This window comes from Vibrio sp. SCSIO 43097 (assembly GCF_023650755.1).
GTDB classification, from domain to species: domain Bacteria; phylum Pseudomonadota; class Gammaproteobacteria; order Enterobacterales; family Vibrionaceae; genus Vibrio; species Vibrio alginolyticus.
In genome coordinates, this window is the sequence record NZ_CP071841.1 from 573,263 (window position 1) to 597,148 (window position 23,886).

Sequence of the window (23,886 nt, forward strand, 5' to 3'; positions counted from 1 at the left end):
TTACGCAAAGTTAAACACGTATTTATCCATCATATTCACCATGCGGCCAATCTCTGGCTTGGTAATCGTATCATTTGCGCCAAGAGATAGTGCTTTCGCTCGGTTATCCTCACTCATCAATGACGAGAACATAATGATCGGCATTTCATGAAACGCTTCGGTATCGCGTAGTCTCTTCACTAAGTGCATACCATCCATTCGAGGCATTTCTACGTCCGTAACCACCGCATCTAATAGCTCTTTAACTGGCAAGTTTTCTTCTTTCGCAACCTCGATCAAACTCATCAACTTCTCATGCGCCTCACCACCGTCTTTACATGTGATCACATTGTAGCCTGAAGAAGCTAATGTATCTTGGATCAAAGAGCGAATAAATGCTGAGTCATCCACCACCATGATCGTTTTAGCATTACGCTTACCGACCATTCTCTGGTTGAGATCCACCGACTTGTCCCCTTTCACATCGTATTTTTCCATACTCAATTCTGGGTTGATGTCTGCGATGATTTTTTCAAAGTCGAGAATCATGATCAGGTTGCCTTCTTTACGGACAACGGCTACTACACAATCTTGTTCGCCCGCTTCCAAAAACTGACTTGGTGATTCCACATCATTCCAAGAGATGCGATGAATACGCGAAATGCTGTCAATTAAGAAGCCATTGGTCATTTTGTTGAAATCCGTAACGATTACAAACTTGCGCTCCAGATCTTGTCGTGTTGGCACACCTAACCAACCAGCTAAATCCACTAAAGGCGTCAGTACATCTCTGGATGAGAACACACCAATCATATGAGGTTGTGCGTTTGGATAATCGGTTGTTTCTGGCACGCGAATCACTTCTCGTACTTTCGCAACGTTAATGCCGTAATAACAAGTTTTTGTGCTGCCATCTGGCAATGTTTTTTCTAAATGAAACTCGATGATTTCAAGCTCATTGGTACCACTTTCTGTCAAAATGGTGCTGGTTACGTTACTCATAAAGCCAATTATCCAACCAAAAATACGCATCAGAAAAAGTTTGATGCAAACGCCATGAGAAGCCATTCTCTGGCTAAAAATCCAAAAGTCCTTTTTAGTCGTTACAACAAAATTTGTAAACCATCAAAAGGACGGCTAACGCACATTTCCATACCAAACCATGTAAAATTGTCTCATTTTTGAACACGACATTATGAGTGGCCAAAGTGCGAATTAACACCTCCACTTTTAGCGACCGAGTCAATGAAAAGTTTAGAAATAATTTGAAGTGATGTTCAGCGTCAATAGCCAAACCTATCCAACAGATATCAGTGCAAAGTTGGCTACTGTGCTCATGCCTGGTGTAGAACAAGCTCTCTTCAAGTGGCATGGTATAAAACTGCGCTTGTGAACACACGAGTTTAAATCGAAGCGCTAGAGGCATCGCAAGAAAATCTGAAGACATAGAACACTGAAAGAACACTTTCAGTTTGTTAGTTTTCTGTCAGCGTAAGTTTTAAGCAATCATCCTATCACTAGGTATTTCAATACCTGACATCGTTATTCCCATAATCAAGACACTGATTTTCACTTTTGGAAAGAGTCATTTTCCTTCCTCTTAGCAAGGTTTTTCCTACAATCCTATTCATCCAATTGCGCTGTCGCCTGACAGCACACTAGTTGATGTATTAGGTGAGGTTAACTTTGAATAATGTTCTTATTATCGACGCTCAACCATTGTATAGCGAAGCACTTGCTTCTCTAGTTGAATCTATAATCAACGCAGCTGAAGTGATTCAAACCACTGACAGTGCGGAAGTGATGGATCTTGTCCGAGGCCAAAAGATTGATTTGATTATTTTAGACGTAGTGCTTGGCGACCGCGATGGTATGCGTTTAGCCAAAAACATTTTAGCGACAGGATATCGTGGCCGACTGTTATTTGTTTCTTCACGTGACTACTCGAGTCTTTCTAAAGCAGCGTACGAAATGGGCGCAAATGGCTTCTTAAGCAAACATGAAACAAGAGAGACCATTATTGACGCAATTGTGAGTGTTTCACGCGGTTACTCAATGTTTAAGTCGACTCACACACCATCGTCGGGTAACGTAACACTTTCAAATCGCGAAGCCATGGTGTTCCATTATCTTGTACAAGGCTACTCAAATAAGAAGATTTCTGAACAACTTTCACTCAGCGCTAAAACAATCAGCACCTACAAAACGCGTATTCTGAAAAAGTACCATGCGGACACGTTGATTGAACTTCTGCATACTATTCCTCAGTCAGAAAACATTGAGTTTTGCCGCTAAGCGCTCATGTATTTTGCAATAGCACCGATTAACAACTGGTGCATTGCATCATGTCTTAAGCTTTGCTTCACCTGTACAACCACTTTTGGCCAGCCATCTGGGTAAAAATGCTCTGGCACTCTTATAAATTTATATCCATCAATTGGCGCCTGATATTCAAGTAACACGGTTGCGGCGCTTTTTTGCTTAATTAGCTTCAATACGCTGCTTACGTTGTCTAGAGCCGCAATACGGTTGATGACCATACCGTGGCTTTCCATTGCACGCTTAACGAGCTGCTCTTTCTCTTTCCAACCGATAATCTCTAACATGATAAAGGGAAGTTTGGCCGCTTCTTCCAGGGTGGTAATTCCCAGCTCTTCAGGGACAACTACCACAGCAGGCGCATAGCCGATGAACTTCTGATAAACAGATTTCGGAACATCCTCGTTGAAGTAATGTAACTGCGCATCCACTTTGCCTAGGATTATCTCTTCTATCGTATACTCTGTAATCGTTGCTATCGAAATGTGCGCCTTGGGAAACAGCACCATTAAATCCATTGCAAGTAAATGCCCAAATGAGTATTGAGCGGTTTGCGGTAAACAAATGGTGATGTCTTTTTCGTAATTTTCCGGTTCAAACTCATCTCTAATTAGACAAGTTTCAAGCTTCTCGAGTGCATCGGAAATTTTAGGTAATTGACGTTTTAAATAGTCCGTCGGTTCCATGTGATGAGGATGCCGAATAAACAATTCATCGTTTAGCTGGAGTCGCAATCGGGCAAGGTATTTGCTAATTGACGCTTCACTCTTCCCCATCGCTTTCGCAACGGGCTTGAGCTGACGGTGCTTATCCAGTAAGACAAGTATTTTAAGTAAGTTTAAGTCGAGATCTTTGTTCACGTGCGACACCAGATGTAAGGTCGAGAATAAATAGAGCAATCACTATTTGTTGACTGCTCTAATATAAAAGACCACTCATTCTGTTTGGTCAAATTAATCAAACAGTTATGTCATGGTTATGTTCCGTAACTTAACATTTAGTCAATACTAGACCTGCTTAATGGGACTTTTGTCTGTGTTTTTTCATCTCATAGAGATCTTCATCTGCACGTACAATAACGTCCTGAAGCGTTTCGTGTAATTCATTCGCCGCGATACCAGTACTCACACTAACTTCGATATCCAAGGTTTTTAGTCGGTTATCTTTAACGACACTACGAAGCTTCTTCGCCAATATTGAAGATTGGCTGATACTGCAACCCGGCAGAATCGCAACAAACTCATCACCACCAGTTCGAACTAGATAATCACTATTTCGAAACACTTTAGACATAGCATCAGCAATAATCCCAATAACTTCGTCCCCTACATGGTGACCGTAATGGTCATTGATTCGCTTGATCCTATCGCCATCTATTGCAATGACGGAATATGGCGCGGTTTCCAAACGACGTTTGAATTCGCTATCTTGAAAGACTCTGCGGTTAAACAATCCCGTTAAATCATCTTTCGTCACGTTCGTCAGTGCTTTCGCGAGGCGAAGTTGGCTCTCTTTAGATTCATAAGCTTTGTTGTAATACGCTAAGGTTACGAAAAAGAAGATGATAAACAAGAACACGTAATCCAATACAATTTTGCTGAATGGGTACATGTAAACGATAAGATTGTTGTTGTCTGCGACATATGATTGGGTGTACGCGAATGATGGAAAGGGGTAGCCAGCGAAATAAATCACCATTTGTTTGTTCCCATTCGCTATTTGAACATCCACCGCTTTCCCATCATTATAAAGCGGCGAGAGGTATAATTGTTCCGAGAACTCTCCCACTAACTCACCTTGAAAGTAAACCGGACTCATGATGCTTATCGCCATGTCATCGGAGTATGTCGTTTTAAATGGTAGGGAAAACAATACCCGGTCCGTTAGTTGCTCTTTCCACGCGGCTAACACACAAGAATAGTTACTTTTACACCAATCAACATCAAATGTGGCTTTCACTCCCTCTAGCGCTTCAATCGGTCTCTCTAAGATGAGTTTGTTTCCAGTATAAGAACGAAAATACATAACGGCATTTTGTCGATTGAACGCATTTGATAAATACGCTTCAGCCTGATGAAGCGATTTCCGTGCAACAGCTTCAACGTAATTAAGTTTTTCATAACGTGACAGGGAGTAAATCGCATCTTGAAAGCTCAGCTCTGTTTGCGCTTCTACTTCACTCACGCTCATGCCTTTGTATTGCTCGAGCTGCGCTTCCGTCAATAGCCCCATGAGAATTACTTTTTGTTTTATTTTGGCTAAATTATTCGCGTAAGTGTTGAACTGCTTTACTTCATAAGAAATTAACACCGCACCAATCATTGTGACAGAAGTGACGAATAGTAATGTTGCGATGAAAAGAGACAACGCGATACTTTTAAGTGTCATGATGCGGTCTTACGCCCCCGCCACTCTTGTTAGCTCAACAATGTTCTTTACGTTAAATTTATCCAATAGACGGCGTTTGTATGTGCTGACTGTTTTATCACTTATTGATAGCACTGAAGCGATTTCTCTATTGGACTTTCCTTGTAATAAATACTTCATTACTGCACTTTCTCTGCTTGAAAGTTGTGGCATTTCTCGAACGCTGTTAACAACTTGCTTAAATTTGAAGAAGGTATACCCCTTCTCTACCGCTTCTATCGCGTCTTTAAGAATGTCGTGATTTTCCGATTTACACACATAGCCATCAGCGCCAGAACGAAAAGCCATTTGGCTGTACATTTGGCTAGTTTCAGCGGAGAAGAAAATGACTTTGCCTTCATAACCATGGGATTTGATACGTTTGTAGAAATCAAACCCATCGCAATCTGCCAAGTTCACATCTAAGATCAACAGTTGAATTTCTTCCTTTTTCAATATTTGTAATGCCATCTTCGCTGATGTTGCAGTAAATACCCCATTTGTTTTCCCTAACTCTTCCAACAATGACTTGATTGCAACACAAACGAGAGGATGATCGTCAAAGATCAAGTAATTCAATTTATTCATATCTTTCATTTAGTATGGTTATGGCTTCTAGTGGCATGGGTTTATCAATGTAGAAGCCTTGGCAAAGATCAATCCCATACTCACGTATCGCTTGCAGTGTGACTTCGTCTTCAATACCTTCCGCGACCAGTCGTATATTCAAACTTTTCGCTAACGCGCAAATAGCAACAACGATGTTGCGTTTTTTGATGTCGCATTCGACACCTTGTACAAACGAACGATCGATTTTTAACTCGTTGAATGGCAGTTGAGCCAGTTTTTCAAACGTCGATGACCCCGTGCCAAAATCATCTATTGAGACAGTGACACCGTTCATCCTCAACTTGAGTAAATTCTTGTACAGGGACGCGCTAGTCTGAAATGTATCTCGCTCTGTAATTTCAATGGTGATTTGTGATGGGTCAATCTCGCTCTCTAAACATTGCTGTAAAAAGTAATGAGAGAACGCCGTATCTTCTATGTTTTCATGGTCTACATTGATGGATACGTTTTGCGTCAATCCGCGGTGTTTCATGTCATAGATAACATTACTCAATACAGCTTGAAACAACTCTCCAGAAAGGCGGCAACGCTCTACAATTGGCAAAAAATAATGAGGGGGTAACACACCATAAATAGGATGATTCCAACGCGCGAGCGCTTCATACCCAAGCACTTCCCCACTTTGCACATCGACTAAAGGCTGGTAATAATTTTTCACTCGCCCTTCAGCCAGAGCAAACAGGAATTCTTGATCTTCCACTTCAATAGGTTGAGCAAAGCTGACTTGTTTCGCTTTTTCATCTTTTATTTTACCCAACAAATCAACGACTTCATTTTCATCGTATGGCTTAGGCAGCTTCCCTAATACTTCAAAGCTAAATCCCTCGCACATGGCTCTTACCGCAGAAATAATGGTCAATTCCATTGCACTGACCAGTACAACTTGCCCCTGGTACTGGACTTTATCGAGCATTTCCATCATATCGATGCCGTCTTTTCCGGGCATTTGGATATCACAAAAAATTACGTCAAAATGTTGTTCCTGCACACTCTGAATAGCGGCATCCACACAGTTAAAAGGGATGACTTGCGCGCAATAGCGATCCAATATTTGCGTAAGTATTGTGGTTTGTAGCGGATGGTCATCAATCACCATCACATTAAATTGTGTATTCATTTGTCTCTACCCAATAGTTTATGTTTTCGATCTCCTGCTCGATTCGTAAAATTAGCTCCGCTGTTCGCCTGTCAAACTCCGCAGCAGTAACTCGTTCTGCCTCAATGCAAAGCTCAGTCAGCATGCTTACCCCTATCGCCCCAACCGCTCCTTTGATGCCATGAATGACCCGTTTTTTGTCTCGCTCAGTCGATGCGGCGTTTAAGTTTTTTATATCTGTAGACATTGATTGACTAAACACGCGCGCAATCTCTTTTGCGTCCTGTGCTTTGAACCGTTTAATCCAGCCGGGCAGCCTACCCCTCTCTTTTTCGCCAATAAATGGAATCAAAACGGTTTTTAATTGATTAAGGTCATAGGGCTTGTAGAGCACATCATCAATGCCGATATCCTGTGTGCGCTCAATGGCAAGACGAGCATCTTCTGCTGTCACACCGATGATTGGAATTGCTTTAAATTCGGAGTTTTTCACGTGCCTAACAAGCTCATAGCCATCCATTTCTGGCATATGAAAATCGGTCAGCAGCAACACAACGTTTTCATCTTGGTTGATGTATTCCCATGCTTCGCGGCCGTTATTCACAATGACAGGTTCGATTCCAAGTTCATGAAGCTGCATTGCTATCACACTTTGGTTAATGGGATTATCTTCTGCGACCAGTACCGTGCCGAGAACCCAAGAAACCACTTCTTGATTTACGTCACTAAGCTTGGTTTCTTGCTGCGTTTGGCTGAGCAAATTGAACAATGTATCTGGATATTGAATCTCTCTTAGCGTAAGACTGCCAAGTACCCTTTGTTCGTCACGCAGCATTAGGCCATTAAAACTGGCATCGCTGTCGTGTATAGGGTGAAGGTTCGCCACCATTGTTTTTAACGTCGCTGGACGCATTTTCCACGCGTCACACCACTGGCGAATATTAAGTGGTAAGCTCTCGCTATACGTCCAGTTCAAACAAACGTCTGGCTCAGAGTCGCAATGCTCAATTGGCAGTCTGACAGTAATCGTCGTGCCCAAGCCAAATTGTGAATCGATGTAGAGCACGCCGCCCATGCAGTCGATCAATCGGTCAACAATGCTTAGCCCCAATCCAGTACCGCCATATTTACGCGTAATAGTGTCATCCGCTTGAACAAAAGGATTGAGAATGCCTTCGAGTTGGTCATCCGTCATGCCGATACCTGAATCCGCCACTTTCAAAATAAGCTGCTTTTCATGAAGAATGACACTGATTCCAACCTCTCCTTCGGCAGTGAATTTCACCGCATTGGAGAGTAGATTGGTGGTAATTTGCACCAATCGCAGCGCGTCGATTTCAATGAAAGCATTCGAAAATGGTTTGATTGTCACTTTGTAATCCAAACCTTTCGCAAGCGCTCGTGGTTCAAAGCTTCGAAACACATCGCACAAGGTTTTAAGCAAGTCGGTCTTAACTGGGGCGACGGTTAAGTGCCCTGCCTCTAACTTTGAATAATCCAGTACTTCGTCTACTAGCGTATTCAAATGATTGAGCGAGCGTATGGCTTGGGCAATTAACTCGCGATTTGAATCTGCCGTCACTTGGCGATTTAGCAAATCGAGGATGCCGTGTGCTGCCGACAATGGCGTTCTTAATTCGTGACTCATGGTTGCCAAAAAGTTTTCGCGCGCACGTACCGCGGTTTGCGCTTCTTTTTGCGCATCGATTAACGCCTGCTCACGTTCTTTTTGCTGGGTAATATCTTGAATAACAGTCAGTACAAACTTGTTCTTACCGCTAGGAGAAGCGATGACTTTGCGTTCTCGATATACATGTTTAATATCAAGTTCACAGCCCGACGAGGCAACCTCTTCTGAAATACGCTTTCCAGCGATAACAGTGGTTAGTTCATCAAAATTATTCACCAGAGGAGCGTGCGCAGAATCACTTTTCAACTTACATTGTTGGCACTGTTTACTGTTGTAGTTGGCACAATTGCTCATCTCCATATGGTTATTTTCACTATGGATAAAAACCAAGCTATTGATCTCTTTGATGATGTCCATCAGCCATTGCTTTTCCGCTTCCTCATTGTCAGCATTAAATTCGGCTAACCTCACTTTAAGTCGCATGTGAGATAAGATGAAATACGCCGCAATTAACATGAGACAGAATATGAATGAACCAGCAACAACAAATGTAGCGATCTGCTCCGCGTCATAGCCATAAGTCAGTTTGAAGCTTCGGTGAGAACGCAGCAGTTTTTCGATCTCGTTAGAATCAATGGTTTCGATGATGCTGTTCAACATGTGTTGCAGTTGTGTATTGTGGTTTGCAACCGCAAATGCATTAGAGAACGTCAAAACGTCCTCCGCATTGATCACCAAGCCATTGACTTGATCTTGTGCAATCATGTTGTGAACGATGTCGTCAGGAATGTAAGCCACATCCAAAACGCCCGATTTCAAATCGGTAAGCAGCTTCTTCAAATCATCATAATGATCAACTTGGCCTTGCTGCCAAGTGCCCAAATGAACTAACCCTTGCTTTTTCAAAGTGAGCAGAATACCCGCTTCTTTCAGTGCAGATTTATCGCGCTTGCTCTGCTCCGCTTGGATAGCCACGTAATTACTGTGCATGAATGGTTTAGTGAACAACCAATCTGACTTAGGTAGCTCACCCACATAAGAGATGGGGACTATATCGGCATCAAATGCCGTTAATCCATTGGAAAGGCTCGACGTCGGTTTCACATACTTAAAGCTCAAGCCAGTACGAGACTGCAATAAGTCGATGAAGTCTGGAAAGAAACCGTCTAACTCACCCGTTTGCGAATCTCGGTAGAGAAACGGATAAGCTTCGTCACTGCTGCTGTAAGTTATCACTAGTTTGTTTTGATGATTACGTCGGTAATCTACCAATAACTTATCACTGATATGGTAAGGATTTTTCGAGGCGACGGAGCGAATGTTTTTTCCATTTTGCTCCCACTGAAGGATTTTGTTGATGTCATCGATCAGACTCTGTTTGTCCAACGAAGCGATAAAACTCACCTCTTCGTTTTTCAACCAACTGGGAATATCGACAACCCCTTTTACAATGTCATTCAAATCCAAATATTGGGTAATACCAACATAAGTGTAAATCAGCGCGTTCGCTTTACCTCGCTTAACTTCATTAAACGCCTCTAAACGTGTTTTAACGTAATGTATCTTATCGATACCGCGTTCAGTGAGGTTGTCACAATACACACTGCCCTCAACACACACCCATTTAAGATCACGCGCATCACTATCTCGGTAAGTGGCATTCCGATACCAAACAGCGATAGTGCTCGAAAAAAAAGGCATCGAAAACAAGAAACGCTTTTCTCTTGCTGCTGTTTTACTAAATCCAACCGCACCATCAATCCTCTTGCTTTCGACATCCGCAAGTAAAGACGGAATATGCTTGTAAGTCCGAAGTTCTAACTCATAATCCAGAGCTTTAGTAATGTTAGACAAATACTCAAGACTAATTCCGTACGAAGGACCAACGCTACCGTCAAACGAGTCTTTAGCTTCGTCTTGCGCAATAACACCAACGATGACCTTCGGTTTAGGACTCGGTTTGGCAGTTGAGCAAAAAGAACTCGCTAAAAAAATTAAGGCGACGGACGATACCGTAATACTTCTAAGAATACTGAGCATGACTGCTTCCTCTGAATGGAAGCTCAGACTAGTTTTTGTCAGATAAAAGTCAAACTTCGCTCAATAGCGAAATAAAAATAAAATTTTGATATAAAAGCAGAAAACCAAAATTCGTCAGAACAATCTGACAACACAATCCACCTTTGACTACACAGCGTTTGCGTTCGGTCTCTCACCCAGACGGATATTCACTGCGAGTCGGTATACATAAGGGATGTGTGCTTTTAGGTTTGCACGCCATAGCTTTTTACTTTCATCTTGAATGATTCATCATCATTCCATGATAAACTGACGCATTAACATGAAAGAAAGCTCAACTCCGCGGTTTCGAGCAGCTTGAAGTAAACACAGTTTTAGAAAATGCGTTCTAGTATTGTGTCACTCAAGATTCACATTGCTACTTTTACAACCGCTGGAGCATTAGAAAAATTAAGGTATTAAATTCAAATGGTTAATAACTCAATCCAGTGGTTTCCTGGCCACATGCACAAAGCACGTAAAGAGATCGAAGAAGCAATCCCTCAAGTGGATGTGATCATCGAAGTACTGGATGCTCGTATTCCTTTCAGTAGTGAAAACCCTTTGATTTCTCAAATCCGTGGTGACAAACCTGTCGTTAAAGTTTTGAACAAACGTGATTTGGCCGATCCAGAGTTAACTCAACTGTGGATTGAGCACTTGGAGCAAGAGCAACATGTAAAAGCAATGGCGATCACGACTTCTGAACCACAAGAAGTACATCGAATCATGGAGCTTTGCCGCAAACTTGCCCCACACCGAGAAGAAATTGGTAAAAACATTCGCACCATGATCATGGGTATCCCAAACGTTGGAAAGTCGACGATCATTAACACCCTCGCAGGCCGAACAATCGCTGTAACAGGTAACCAACCCGCGGTTACACGTCGTCAACAACGTATCAACCTGCAAAATGGCATCGTATTATCTGATACTCCAGGGATTTTATGGCCAAAAGTGGAAAATCCACACAGTGGCTTCCGCCTTGCGGCTACTGGCGCGGTAAAAGATACAGCGATGGAATATGACGAAGTCGCATTCTATACCATTGAATACCTAGCAGCTCATTATGCAGACAAGCTTAAAGAGCGTTATCAAATTGAAGAGCTTCCAGAATCAGATATCGAGATCATGGAAGAAATTGGTCGTCGCCGCGGTGCACTACGTGCAGGTGGACGTGTTGACTTGCACAAAGTATCAGAGATCTTATTGCACGAACTTCGTCAAGGCACTTTGGGCCAAATTACATTAGAACGCCCAGAAATGATCACTCAAGAGCTGATTGAAGTCGAGATTGAAACCGCCCGTAAAGAAGAAGAGAAAGCGAAGCGTAAAGAAGAGCGTCGTAAGCGCTATTTACGTAATAAGCGATAAGCTTGTCTCTTATCTACTCATGTTTCAAGGCGCGATTTTCGCGCCTTTTTTGTTATCTAATGCGCCCATTTTTTCACTTTTCAAACTTTATATTCCTCATCCAAAATCCCAGATATGAAGCACGAAAAAACACCGCAAAATCGCCGTATAAACTTTAAGCACAAACTAGTTTAGACCCCGGGCCCCTATAGAGTTACAGCCACCATCCAACCCTCAAATGTCGAGTTTGCAAGGGTCTGCAAACTTATGCAACCTGGTTAGTGACACTCTCCCCAAAATCCGCAATATGAATAAGTGTCAGCGCTGGCGTTTTTCCATATGAAGAAGAGATTTATTATGAGTGAAACTATACAAAGCAAACCACTTCCCTCCTTTATCGAGGAACGCCTAGATTTTTATATTCAAGATCTAATCGAACCGAATGAGAACAAAAAACACCTTGTTCTTGGTAAACGCCCACCGTGTAATGCCGTTGTCCTGCAAAGCAATGATTACCTTGCACTGTCTCATAATAAGGAGATTCAAAACGCGCATCGTGATGCGATTTCCCAGCACGATGACAACGTCGTGATGTCCGCGATTTTCTTACAAGACGATGAATCGAAACCTGTATTTGAAACGCAACTAGCCAGTTTCGTTGGTATGCCTAGTTGTCTACTTTCTCAATCTGGTTGGGCTGCGAATGTCGGTTTATTGCAGACTATTTGTGCACCGAACATACCTGTGTACATTGATTTCTTTGCACATATGTCTTTGTGGGAAGGCGCACGTATTGCCGGAGCACAAATTCATCCGTTCATGCATAACAACACCAGTCACCTAAGAAAACAGATTTCACGTCACGGTTCAGGGATCATTGTTGTGGATTCGGTTTACAGCACTATCGGGACCATCGCTCCTCTACGTGATATCTACGAAATAGCACAGGAGTTTGACTGCGGCCTGGTTGTAGATGAATCACACTCTTTAGGTACACACGGTCCACAAGGTGCGGGGATACTGCAGGGTCTTGGCTTAACTCATAAGGTAGATTTTATTACCGTTAGTCTTGCCAAGACATTTGCTTATCGTGCTGGCGCGATTTTAGGCCCAGAAAAACTGGCGAAGACGCTTCCATTTGTGGCGTACCCTGCAATATTTAGTTCTACCGTATTACCGCAAGAGATCATTCGGCTAGAGAAAACACTGGACGTCATAAGAAAATCAGATGATAAGCGAGATATTCTGTTTGAAAGAGCCAAGTCTTTAGCCGTTGGTTTAAAACGCATTGGATTTACTATTCGCAGTGAATCACAAATTATCGCATTAGAATGTGGTAACGAGAGAAACACTGAGCGAGTCCGCGACTTTCTCGAAGAGCGAAATGTTTACGGCGCAGTGTTTTGCCGCCCTGCAACTGGAAGGAACAAAAACATCATCCGTTTTTCAGTCAATGCAGACATGACAGCTGCTGAAGTTGATCATGTACTCACTGTCTGCCAACAAGCATTTGCACACCCTGACTTAGAGTTTGTGTAAGTTAGTGTGTAGATAAAACTAAAGAGCTCAACAGTTTTGCTGAGCTCTTTATTCGTGTTATTCGTTGTGAGCAACTCGCCTCAAGAAAACAAGTCGCGAATGATTAGATCCAGTTTGCGATTTTATCGAACAAACGATTTTTATCCGCCGGTTTTACGATGAAGTCAGACATACCCGAAGACCCAATTTTGTCCAACGTGACAGGTGAACTATCCCCTGTATGCGCAATAATAGGTACCGACGCATAGTTTTTATCCGAGCTTCGAATTCGCCTAGACGCTTCTACACCATCCATAATTGGCATTTCGATATCCATCAGAATGAGATCAACATCTTCTTGCTCTAGTGTATCCAGAGCCTGCTGCCCGTCTTCTTTCTGAATCACTTCAAAGCCTTGCTTTTCAAGTAACATTGCCGTGAATTTACGCAAAGATTCATTATCATCCACGACCATAATTGTGCGCTTATTTGAATTATCTAACGTCACCGAGGCCGTTGGTGTCGATACATAGCTTGAATCATATAAGAGACGCTCAATAGTTGGTTTAGTATTCAATAACCAGGCTTGCGTTTCGATCCAAATAGGTTCATATGCAGCCTTACGTGCTCTCTGAGTCGGATGATGCTCAAAAAGATAAACTATGCGTGCTTCAGTGAAAGACAAGAGAGATTCTAATCTATCCAATTGGTTTGCTCTTGGATCTAAGCTCTCAAGATCGATAAAAATCAGATCGAATTCGAACTCGTACTCTTTCTTTTTGAGTACTTGGTTGGCATCTAAAATCGTCGAGTCAAAGCCCATAAAACGGCTAATATCTGTTACTTTAGACACCAAGATATCTTGGCTAGTCACCGTTAGAATGGTTTTGAGTTTAGTCAGATCGTTTTTGATTTCAGTAACGGTATCAGATGTCGTTAGTGGGAAAGTTAACGTAAATTGAGACCACTCTCCTAACTGAGATTGACACTCAATGTTCCCCCCAAATGAACGCATGACTTTTTTACAAAACGGTAGGCCCAAACCATAACTTCCTGATTTGCCGGTGGTGTAAAAGTCTTGAAAGATATTGCGTAGAACATCAGGAGCAATACCAGCACCATTATCGGTTACAACAATTTGATTAAAGCGTTCTGAACTTATCATGGATACATGTATGTGAAAATCTTCAGATTTACGGTGATGGAAGGCATTCTTGAAAAGATTATACATAACGTATTTAAGCAGCGTATCACTACCTAGAAACTCAAACTCACTTCTCGCATCCAACGATATGGCAAATCGATCAGTGGCACGTTTATAACTGAAGCTTTCAATTGCCTGTTCAACGACCGAGTGAGCTGAATATTTTTTGAAGCTAGAACGAGAAACTCGATTTTCATCAATCGAAGTCAGCAATAAATCGATGGTTTCATTACCCGATTGGATAATGTTCATTGCATCCTGACTCACTTCACGTAATAAGGTGACATCTTCTACACTCATGACGTACTGCTCTTTTCCTGCCTCTTTCATGTTGGGCAAGATCGACTGGATAACATCTATTGAAGTGCAAAGCCCACTCAACGGGTTACGCATTTCATGTGCAATCCCTGCCCCGAATGATTTTGCCAGCGAGACTTTTGCTTCATGTTCAACTTGGTTACGAAAATAGAACAAATTACCGAAGACATAAATAAACAGAAAGATTGGCACATGAGTCCAATCCATGGTCAGGTCCAGATGGAACCCTTTTGCAACCCAAGCGAAGAATGTGGCCAAGCCTATCCCAGCAAAGGTTTGAGCAAACATGACCCTAGTAACATGAACCAGTAAAATGTGTAAGAAAATTGCAGACATAAACGACATAACCCATACATTGGACCAGTCATTCATCAGTAACATATAAAAAAAGAAAAACGGTAAACACAGCGTTATCGTCACTTGGTAATAAATAGGAACATAATCTCTCCAAGTCGATGATAAGCGGTTTCTAAAAATGATTCCGAAAAACAATAACGAACAAAACAATCTAAGGGGTAAATTTTCATAAGCCTGTGGAAAGGCAAACTCCCAGACAAAGTAGTACAGCGGAAAGCCAAGAAACCCCATCCAGCCAACGAGAGTTAGGTTTGGTTCTGCATATTGATAAACCTTACGTATCGAGTCCATATAATCTGTTTTGCTTACTCCGCCTGACGCACAATAGTGTGATTTTGATTCACTTTTATCGTTTTATTATTAACTAATTATATATTAATCATCATTTATAAGCAGCGCGAAATGACGTAAACAGCTCGCAATACTTATCTTTAGTTTCAATCTTTTAAGACAGCTACACTTGATTTACAACCAAATAAACAAAGTTGCATATAGTTTAGTGCAATTTTGCGATAATCGCTCTGTATCCAATTGGATGTTAATCTCATTTTGTGTAAGAAACTTAAGTCGCGCCTTTGGCACGACTTTCCAACGATTCAAAAACAGCACTCACCGCATATAGCGTGGTGAAGAACAATTGGCTTGGGGTGTGTTATGAATTCTGTCCAGATAAAAAATGTCATTTTTGATGTAGGTAATGTGTTGGTACGCTGGTCTCCAGTAGAAATCGTTCGCTTAACATTTGGTGGTTCCGTAGAATCAGAGAAAATGGCTCAGATGCTATTTTCATCACAAATCTGGAAAGATTTAAATAAAGGGACGATCTCCGAAAGGGAAGCAAAACAGCGTTATCAACGTGAACACCAAGTAACGACGGAAGAAATGGACCGCTTCTTTTATTATGTAAAACACACTCAAATATTACTTTACGGCAGTATAGAGCTGTTAAAACGAGTAAAAAGAGCCGGATATGGCGTATATGCGCTCACAGACAACATCAACGAAATTGTGGAACATCTTCGTACTACCTATGAGTTTTGGCCACTGTTTGATGGAGCAATCATCTCTTCTGAAGTTCAATTACTAAAACCACAAGCGGAGATCTACCAAACTCTACTTTCAAAGTATCAGCTTAACCCCGAAGAGACAGTATTTCTTGATGACATGCCTTACAATGTTGAAGGTGCCCGAGCAGTTGGCATGGCTGCTATTCAGTTTGAAAATGCTCAGCAATGTGAGCTCGAACTAAAAGCCATGGGGGTTAACTTCTAGAAAGCTTTCAATAAAACATAACGTTAGGGTGCATAAACAAAAAAGAGCAGTGTTGAGACTGCTCTTATCTAATGTTTTAGAACGCTAGGTTAGGAGTAAATCACGTTTTCCTCAATCCCACTAACTAATGACTGGGCGTTCTTCCAACGGAATACTTTTTCTAACACCTCTTTGCCATCAGGTGCGCGCCAAGTTCGCTCTTGATCCTCTTGACCACCAATGTGGCGATAGAATTCAATCGCAGAAATGTTTTGCGACACAACTTCTAAATAAAGACCTGTGTCTTTAAAGTACTGCTGTTGCCATTCTGCGACAGCAAGTAATAGCTGCTTACCAATCCCACGACCACGGTAACTGTCATCAACATGCAATGCGTCAATAAAGGTTCCACGCTCGAAATCATGGTTGCCGAACACACAAACAAAGCCAAGTAGCAAACCTCCCTCCTCCGCCAAGACAATGTGCTGATTGAATGGTGGGTTGGTCAAACGGGTTTGCCAAATCAGTAGTTTGTCGTCAATCGCTTCTTTCTCAAGATAGTTATCACTAAGAATGCCACGGTAATGACGCTTCCAGCTATCCGCATGAAGATGCGCAATGCGCTCGTAGTCCTTATATTCCGCTAATCGTAAATCCATTACGTATTCCTATTTTCTTACATTTTTGCTTCTTTATAGAGTCTCGGTATATTCCACCTTTATAACACTTGTTTCTTGGCAGATTTTATACACCTTAAGCCAGAGCTCATTTTTTAATACTACTCATTATTCAATTAAAAGCAAAATATCCCATCAAGTTCCTTAATCTACACCCAAAGGAATAGTCACATTTGTCTAACTTTAATTTGACTTACATGTGTACGCTGATATTCTGGCGAACAGTTGTTAGCTCAAAGTTAGGGATACACCTGTGACTCAAAACAAACCACCTGTTATCTGGTTGAATACATTAATATTTTCTGCCAGTTTTGTTCTGACTTTTATTGTAATGCCTTGGTATGCATATCATTTTGGACTAGGTTGGGAACATCTAATTTGGGGAGTGATTGCATTTAGTTTCACTAACCTTTCTATTACAGCAGGCTATCATCGTCTCTGGAGCCACAAAACATACGAAGCTCATCCTATTTTGCGCGCCATTTTTGCGATTGGAGGAGCATTTTCTTTGCAAAATAGTGCATTACATTGGTCTTCTGATCATCGTGTGCATCACAAACATGTCGACAATAACGATAAAGATCCGTACTCAGCCAAGCGGGGTTTTTGGTATTCTCACATTGGGTGGATGTTACGTGATTACAATAAATCAAAGGAAAACGAATATACAAACTGCCGTGACCTAAAGCGCGATAAAATCGTCATGTGGCAGCATAAGTATTATGTTCCACTTGCCCTACTGACTAATATTGGTTTCCCAGTCATACTAGGACTGATCTACGGTGATATCTGGGGGATGTTATTGGTCGTTGGTGCGGCTCGACTATTTATGAGTCACCATACAACTTTTTTCATTAACTCCCTCGCACATATTTGGGGTAAGCAAACTTTCACAGACAAAAACACTGCTCGCGATAATGGTGTACTCGCCTTTTTCACATTTGGAGAGGGTTACCATAATTTCCATCATATTTTCGAGAATGACTATCGCAATGGCGTGTATTGGTGGCATTACGACCCAACGAAGTGGTTGATAAAGTCATGTTCTTGGCTAGGACTTACATCTAAGTTGCGCACAACGCCTACATTTAGAATTGAAAAAGCCCGTGCGAGTCAACTTTTGAAGAAAGCAAGAGAAAAGCTAGAATCGAAACCGAACACGCAAACAATCCTCGATCAGCTACAGCACGAGTTTGATACTCTAGTTCATCACATGCAGGAATACTACGAGATGCGCAAAGAAGTACTCGGTGCTAAAACTGCCAGTGTGGTAAAAAAATACGAATGTTCTGTAACGAAAATGAAATACCAGCAAATTAAAGCAGAGTTCGAACGGCAGCAACGTAGTTGGAACCTTATGGTTCGTCGATACGCATAGTTTATCCTCATTCTTACGATTACTTAGCTTCGCTTCGGCGAAGCTTTTTTGTTGTGAAGAGTGTTTTCCAACAATTGCTTATTGAGTAAAGTCTTTTTCCTATTGTGAATCAATTCACTCATTATTCATTCACTTTCCTAGTCATATTTTCCTTCCTATAAATAGCTTCAAACCAGCACATAACACTTAGAAAACCAAATTCCAACAATACAATCTAACGAAATTATTTATTAAATTATTATTTGTCTCAGATCATGCAAGCCCCATATTTGTCTCGTGCCACAGCTAAGAATTCTGTAAATTCCTTGTCATAAACTGAAACAGTTTCTTTCTTTTTTACATAACATTCGGAGATCCCTATGTTAGAGCTCTTAATTGGCTTAGTGGTTACCATTGCGGTGGGTTACTTTATTGTCAAAGGCTATAAAGCTGCGGGCGTGTTACTGACAGCTGGTATTGCTTTACTTCTTATGACTGGCGTTTTGGGGCACGACGTGCTGCCGTCAAAAATCACCTCAACTGGTAACATGGTGACAGATGCGCTTGAATACGTGAAATACATGCTTCAATACCGCGGTGGCGGTCTTGGTATGCAAATCATGCTGCTTTGTGGTTTTGCGTCATACATGACTCATATCGGCGCGAACAACGTGGTAGTGAAACAGTTCTCTAAACCGCTTTCTGTCATCAAGTCTCCTTACGTCCTTTTGGTAGCGGCTTACATTGTGGCGTGTTTAATGTCTCTTGCGGTAAGTTCTGCAACAGGCCTTGGCGTACTATTAATGGCGACATTATTCCCAATGATGGTCGCGATGGGCATTTCTCGTCCAGCAGCCGTTGCAGTGTGTGCCTCTCCAGCGGCAATCATCCTTTCTCCTACTTCTGGTGATGTTGTTATCGCAGCAGAAAAGTCTGGTTTAGAGCTTGATGTGTTTGCGGTACAAACTGTGTTGCCTGTTTCTATTTGCGCAATCATCGTCATGGCAGCGGCAGCGTTCTTCTGGAACAAATACTTAGATAAGAAAGAAAATACACCAATGGAAAAAATTGATGTATCAGAGATCAAAGCTGACGCACCAGCGTTTTATGCAGCTCTTCCTTTTCTACCTATCATCGGCGTTTTCCTATTCAACGGTCGTACCATTCCAGGACTTAGTCTAGACATCTACACTATTGTGGTTGGTTCGATTTTCCTTGGAGCTCTGATCCATTATGTTGTAAATAAGTTCGATGGTAAGAAATCACTAGAAGATTTAGATTCTTGTTACGCAGGCATGGCTGACGCGTTCAAAGGCGTTGTGATGCTTTTGGTTGCCGCAGGGGTTTTTGCACAAGGTCTGATGTCTATCGGAGCTATCGATAACCTACTTCATCTAGCAGATAATGCTGGTGCAGGCGGCGTTGCTTTAATGCTTATTCTAACTGCATTGACAGTTGCAGCAGCAATTGCAACGGGTTCGGGTAACGCGCCTTTTTATGCGTTCGTGGAGTTAGCACCATCTTTGGCTGCGAAAATGGGATTAAACCCTGCTTTCCTAATTATCCCGATGCTTCAAGCATCAAACCTAGGCCGTACTATCTCACCAGTATCTGGCGTAATCGTTGCGACATCAGGTATGGCAAACATCAGCCCGTTTGAGGTTGTAAAACGCACATCCGTTCCAGTTCTAGCAGGCCTTATCACGGTGATTATTGGTACTATGGTGCTTGTTCCAATGAGTGCCTAACGGTATTGCCACGATCAAACTAAAAGCAATATCCGAACAAAATTACGTTTAATTAAAAACGCCAGCAAATGTGCTGGCGTTTTTTTTATTCTAATGTGTTGATTTACGCTGACTTAAATCGGTCAGGAATCTTAGTGATGCTCTCTCTGTAGCTAAACCATAAGTAGGTAACGGCAAGCGAAAAGAATAAATATGAAAGTGCGAATACGATTGGAGACGTGATTAATTCCGCGGACATTCCCCACATCACACCGACTACGGTTATCGTCAACTTAGAAAGCATACCGCAAATGAGTAGGAATAAAGCAAGCTGTGGAAAGCGCGAGCTGCGAAATGCGAAGAAATAACAGCTACCTACCGCTAAAGAAGCAATAGATAAGCCCAACATAAATGAATGGATGTGGTCTGCTGATGCGATACCAGCGGATACCGAAGCCATGAGTAATAGGAACAGTTTCATAAGTCACCTCACAACAAATCTAAAAAGCATCCCTTCATAAATGAAAACTCATTTTTCACTATATTCTGCGCCTAAAATCAGCAATTACAAGTTACTTTTTTGCTCACTTAATGAACATAAAAGCTAATCAGCTTCAATTATTACAAAAGGTTAACAATTAAAAATTAAGAAACCCTTTGCATCTGATACTTACGACAGTTAGATGATAAATTCGCCATTTTTGTTACAGATGGTTAACATGGAAACATTTTGAAATTTTTTATTTGAAATGTGAACTGTGCACTCAACAGCGTAAAACCTCTCTGTCTTGACTCATCATTCGTTATTAGCGAACAAAAAATATCACTTTTTTACAACGTTCTTACTACATACAAAACCATGAATTCACATCCACTTTTAATGTTGCAAATTATTTTATCAGTAACCGTAAAAAGAGATTCCAATCACATATTTATTGGTTATAATCCGCGCTCATTGCGTTAAACGTTGAAAAACGCAAACTAATTTTGAGAAAAAACATCTTTAAACCAACCTTCTTTGCGGCATTGCCAATAAGAGGAAAAACTGAGAATAAAAATGAGCAAGATTGATAAAGCTATGCGCATCCTGTTAGCAGGGTTCTGTATCAACCTTTGTCTTGGCATCCTGTATGCTTGGAGTGTATTCAACAAGGCACTGGTAACTGAATCAGGCTGGAGTGCTGCAGAAGCTTCTGCACCTTACGCAACTGCAACCATCACTTTCTCTATCTGTCTTCTTATTGCAGGCATTCTTCAAGACCGCATGGGCCCTCGAATGATCCTTATCCTAGGTACTGTTCTTACAGGTCTGGGCATGATCGCGTCTGGCTTTGTGAACTCTCCACTAATGTTGAACATTACATTCGGTGTGATCACAGGTGCAGGTATCGGTTTTGGTTACGCATGCCTATCACCTTCTGCGATGAAGTGGTTCCACGCTTCGAAGAAAGGTATGGTTAACGGCATTATTGCGGCAGGTTTCGGTCTAGCGGCTATTTACCTTGCGCCAGTAACTTCTGCGCTAATAGACAGCATGGGCATTCAAACTAGCTTTATGGTTCTTGGTGTTGGTATCCTAGCGATTGCAGTTCCTCTTGCAGCAACCATCAACAACCCACCAGCAGACTACACACCTGCTGAGCCTAAAGTAAAAGAAGGCCAAGCACCTAAAGCGGTGAAAAAGTCAGATGACTTAACTTGGAAAGCAATGTTGAAAACGCCACAGTTCTACTCTCTATGGATCATGTACGCGTTTGCAGCTTCTGTTGGTCTAATGATCATTGGTAACATCACGACAATCGCAAGCGTTCAAGCAAACTTGCCAAACGCGGTTTACCTAGCGTCTATTCTTGCTGTATTCAACTCTGGCGGTCGTGTTGCCGCGGGTATGCTTGCAGATAAAATCGGCGGTGTTCGTACGCTTCTACTCGCGTTCGTTCTACAAGGCGTAAACATGGTGCTGTTCGCGACGTTCGACTCTGAGTTTACACTGATCATCGGTACAGCAATCGCAGCGGTAGGTTACGGTACACTTCTAGCGGTATTCCCTACTCTAACGGCTGAGTTCTACGGTCTGAAAAACTACGGAACTAACTACGGCGTACTTTACACTGCATGGGGTATTGGTGGTGCAATCGGCGCAGCGGTTGTTGGTTTCTCGATGACAAATGGCGACGGCTACACCTTGGCTTACACAATTTCTTCTGCAATGATGGCAGTATGTATCGTACTTGCGTTCATCACTAAGCCATTGTCTGAAGCGAAAGTAGCACAGCTAAAAAACGCATAATTGCGAATTGATTTGATAGCAAAAAGGCTTAACCTATGGGTTAAGCCTTTTTTGTTATCGGTCGTTTATGGAAAGCCCTATCGAACTTGCACCAGACTACTATCTAGAGAACTTCTTCAAGCTGACTCATCACGCAGTAACTTGGTACAGCGATTTACTGACCAAGGAAGAACACGCATGGCTTTGCTCGTTTGATTCTTTGAGCAAACACGCCCAGTGCCTTTTGGTGCGTTTATACAGCCGAAAGGGGTGTTGGTTTCGAAGCGATAAGCTGAGTTATCAAGAAATACCTTCTATCAATGAAGCACTGGTAGAATTGAGTCAGCATGAGTTTGTAGCCCTTTCCCCACACCTTTCTCATCAAGAGTTAGCGGCCAATTTACTGACCAAACCAGAAATCTCTGCGCTTTATCCCGAACTGCCGAAATCACTCAAGAAAGACGCCCTTGTCGAACGTTTGAGTAATGCGGAATTTGATCGTATAGAGAAGCTTGAGTTTACGATCGTCAAACTCAATTCAGCTCATATGATCGACGTGTTGCTCACTCTGTTTTTTGCCAACACCCATCAAGACTTAAGTCAGTTTGTGCTTGATGACTTAGGTTTGCATCAGTTCGAGCAATATCAATTGAGTAAAGTGCGCCGTTTCTTTGATTCACGTGAGCAAATAGACCGTTTAATTGAACTGAGCCAGTTGGCCAACCTGTACTGGCAATTTGACCGAAAAGACAAAGCCAATCTCGACTTATTAATTGAGGCAATGCCTCAGCCCGTTAAACACCGTTGCGTAGATCGTAAACGCGAGCACATGTTGAATGACATAGCACGTGATTACGAACGGCTTAATGATCTAGAGACCGCCCTGTCTCTATTTGGCCAAACTCAACTCACACCGAGCCGAGAACGACGCGCACGTATCTATGACAAATTAAACCATGATGATTTATTTGGTGACATTGTCACAGATATGCTTAACTCACCGATCGATGTGTCTGAGCTCGAAGTTGCACAAAAACTTGAGCAACGGTTAAAACGAAAACAAGGCGAGAAAGTGCCAAGAGTGACGAAGCCAACCTGTACGGAATACCGCCTTGAACTGGATTTATCTCAACAGAGAGTCGAACTCGCCAGCAAAGCGTATTTTGAGTCCTTAGGCTGGACTGTATTTTACGCCGAAAATGCACTGCTTAATGCATTACTTGGTCTCACTTTTTGGGATGCGATTTTTGCTCCTATTGAAGGGGCATTCATTAACGCTTATCAACACCGTCCTTTAGATTTATATCACTCGGATTTTGTTACCAAGCGCCAAGCTTTGATAGATGCGGCGTTTGACGAATTGGAAACGGGTAACACTCATACGTTATTGACAAATTACGATGAGAAGTTTGGTATCAGCAATCCATTTGTGCATTGGAGCTTAATAAGTAAAGAACTACTCGAAACAGCACTCGATACAATCCCAACTAACATGTTGATGGCGCTATTTAAAATACAATTGAGTGACCTAAAGCTTTACCGCAATGGGATGCCTGATCTGATTGCTTTTAAAGGAAACGAGTTCGAATGGATTGAAGTAAAAGGGCCAGGCGATAAACTCCAAGACAACCAATGGCGTTGGATTAAAGAGTTTACCCGCCTTAATGTGCCATTTGCGGTGTGTTACGTCGCCGCAAGTTAACACACTTTATATAAAGAGCTTGGCGCATGTTCATT

General features: G+C 42.0%; 17 protein-coding genes. 8 read left to right on the forward strand and 9 right to left on the reverse strand.

Going from position 1 to position 23,886, the window contains the following annotated elements; all coding sequences use genetic code 11:
- Positions 1 to 981, reverse strand: a complete 981-nt coding sequence (locus J4N40_RS19050; protein ID WP_025998672.1) for a chemotaxis protein — start codon at positions 979 to 981, stop codon at positions 1 to 3.
- Positions 982 to 1,665: 684 nt separating this feature from the next.
- Here J4N40_RS19050 and J4N40_RS19055 point away from each other — a divergent pair.
- A complete protein-coding gene (locus J4N40_RS19055; RefSeq protein WP_017635344.1) occupies positions 1,666 to 2,274 on the forward strand; it encodes a response regulator transcription factor in 609 nt (202 codons plus the stop codon).
- Here the strand turns inward: J4N40_RS19055 and J4N40_RS19060 are convergent.
- The 5 genes from J4N40_RS19060 to J4N40_RS19080 form a co-directional block, all read right to left on the reverse strand.
- On the reverse strand, positions 2,271 to 3,158 hold the full coding sequence (locus tag J4N40_RS19060; RefSeq protein WP_033906494.1) for a LysR family transcriptional regulator: 888 nt from the start codon (positions 3,156 to 3,158) through the stop codon (positions 2,271 to 2,273). The two genes, J4N40_RS19055 and J4N40_RS19060, sit on opposite strands and share 4 nt — an antisense overlap.
- A gap of 157 nt (positions 3,159 to 3,315) precedes the next feature.
- Positions 3,316 to 4,686, reverse strand: coding sequence for a GGDEF domain-containing protein (locus tag J4N40_RS19065; protein WP_053307630.1), 1,371 nt, complete (start codon positions 4,684 to 4,686; stop codon positions 3,316 to 3,318).
- 9 nt (positions 4,687 to 4,695) lie between these two features.
- On the reverse strand, positions 4,696 to 5,292 hold the full coding sequence (locus J4N40_RS19070) for a response regulator transcription factor (RefSeq protein WP_017635347.1): 597 nt from the start codon (positions 5,290 to 5,292) through the stop codon (positions 4,696 to 4,698).
- Complete coding sequence (locus tag J4N40_RS19075; protein ID WP_054577835.1) at positions 5,285 to 6,451, reverse strand: EAL domain-containing response regulator; 1,167 nt, start codon at positions 6,449 to 6,451, stop codon at positions 5,285 to 5,287. Before J4N40_RS19075 ends, J4N40_RS19070 begins: the two co-directional genes overlap by 8 nt.
- Positions 6,435 to 10,100: an ATP-binding protein gene (locus J4N40_RS19080; RefSeq protein ID WP_250654654.1), complete on the reverse strand. Its 3,666-nt coding sequence runs from the start codon at positions 10,098 to 10,100 to the stop codon at positions 6,435 to 6,437. The genes J4N40_RS19075 and J4N40_RS19080 overlap by 17 nt, the downstream gene beginning before the upstream one ends.
- A gap of 447 nt (positions 10,101 to 10,547) precedes the next feature.
- Between J4N40_RS19080 and ylqF the strand changes: the two genes are divergently transcribed.
- Both ylqF and cqsA read left to right on the forward strand, forming a co-directional pair.
- Positions 10,548 to 11,492 carry a ribosome biogenesis GTPase YlqF gene (gene ylqF / locus J4N40_RS19085; RefSeq protein ID WP_005376521.1) on the forward strand — a complete coding sequence of 315 codons (945 nt, stop codon included), beginning with the start codon at positions 10,548 to 10,550 and terminating at the stop codon, positions 11,490 to 11,492.
- A 336-nt stretch (positions 11,493 to 11,828) separates the two neighbouring features.
- Positions 11,829 to 13,010, forward strand: coding sequence for an alpha-hydroxyketone-type quorum-sensing autoinducer synthase (cqsA, locus tag J4N40_RS19090; RefSeq protein WP_017635350.1), 1,182 nt, complete (start codon positions 11,829 to 11,831; stop codon positions 13,008 to 13,010).
- 103 nt (positions 13,011 to 13,113) lie between these two features.
- On the opposite strand, the gene J4N40_RS19095 is transcribed toward cqsA, so the two are convergent.
- Positions 13,114 to 15,159, reverse strand: a complete 2,046-nt coding sequence (locus J4N40_RS19095) for a response regulator (protein ID WP_137282685.1) — start codon at positions 15,157 to 15,159, stop codon at positions 13,114 to 13,116.
- 363 nt (positions 15,160 to 15,522) lie between these two features.
- Here J4N40_RS19095 and J4N40_RS19100 point away from each other — a divergent pair, with 363 nt between their 5' ends.
- Positions 15,523 to 16,140, forward strand: coding sequence for an HAD family hydrolase (locus J4N40_RS19100; RefSeq protein WP_017635351.1), 618 nt, complete (start codon positions 15,523 to 15,525; stop codon positions 16,138 to 16,140).
- Positions 16,141 to 16,229: 89 nt separating this feature from the next.
- On the opposite strand, the gene J4N40_RS19105 is transcribed toward J4N40_RS19100, so the two are convergent.
- The gene (locus J4N40_RS19105) at positions 16,230 to 16,778 is read right to left on the reverse strand and encodes a GNAT family N-acetyltransferase (RefSeq protein WP_005376525.1); all 549 of its coding nucleotides are present in this window, start codon (positions 16,776 to 16,778) and stop codon (positions 16,230 to 16,232) included.
- A 271-nt stretch (positions 16,779 to 17,049) separates the two neighbouring features.
- Between J4N40_RS19105 and J4N40_RS19110 the strand changes: the two genes are divergently transcribed.
- Positions 17,050 to 18,174 (forward strand): acyl-CoA desaturase, encoded by a 1,125-nt coding sequence (locus J4N40_RS19110; protein WP_005376527.1) that lies wholly within the window; start codon positions 17,050 to 17,052, stop codon positions 18,172 to 18,174.
- Between the two features lie 359 nt (positions 18,175 to 18,533).
- Positions 18,534 to 19,901: an anaerobic C4-dicarboxylate transporter DcuC gene (dcuC, locus tag J4N40_RS19115; RefSeq protein ID WP_005376528.1), complete on the forward strand. Its 1,368-nt coding sequence runs from the start codon at positions 18,534 to 18,536 to the stop codon at positions 19,899 to 19,901.
- A 103-nt stretch (positions 19,902 to 20,004) separates the two neighbouring features.
- On the opposite strand, the gene J4N40_RS19120 is transcribed toward dcuC, so the two are convergent.
- Positions 20,005 to 20,361 carry a hypothetical protein gene (locus J4N40_RS19120; protein ID WP_005376535.1) on the reverse strand — a complete coding sequence of 119 codons (357 nt, stop codon included), beginning with the start codon at positions 20,359 to 20,361 and terminating at the stop codon, positions 20,005 to 20,007.
- A 576-nt stretch (positions 20,362 to 20,937) separates the two neighbouring features.
- Between J4N40_RS19120 and J4N40_RS19125 the strand changes: the two genes are divergently transcribed.
- Both J4N40_RS19125 and J4N40_RS19130 read left to right on the forward strand, forming a co-directional pair.
- Positions 20,938 to 22,170, forward strand: a complete 1,233-nt coding sequence (locus tag J4N40_RS19125) for an L-lactate MFS transporter (RefSeq protein ID WP_005388232.1) — start codon at positions 20,938 to 20,940, stop codon at positions 22,168 to 22,170.
- A gap of 67 nt (positions 22,171 to 22,237) precedes the next feature.
- Positions 22,238 to 23,851: a VRR-NUC domain-containing protein gene (locus J4N40_RS19130; protein WP_213971537.1), complete on the forward strand. Its 1,614-nt coding sequence runs from the start codon at positions 22,238 to 22,240 to the stop codon at positions 23,849 to 23,851.
- Positions 23,852 to 23,886 lie beyond the last annotated feature (35 nt).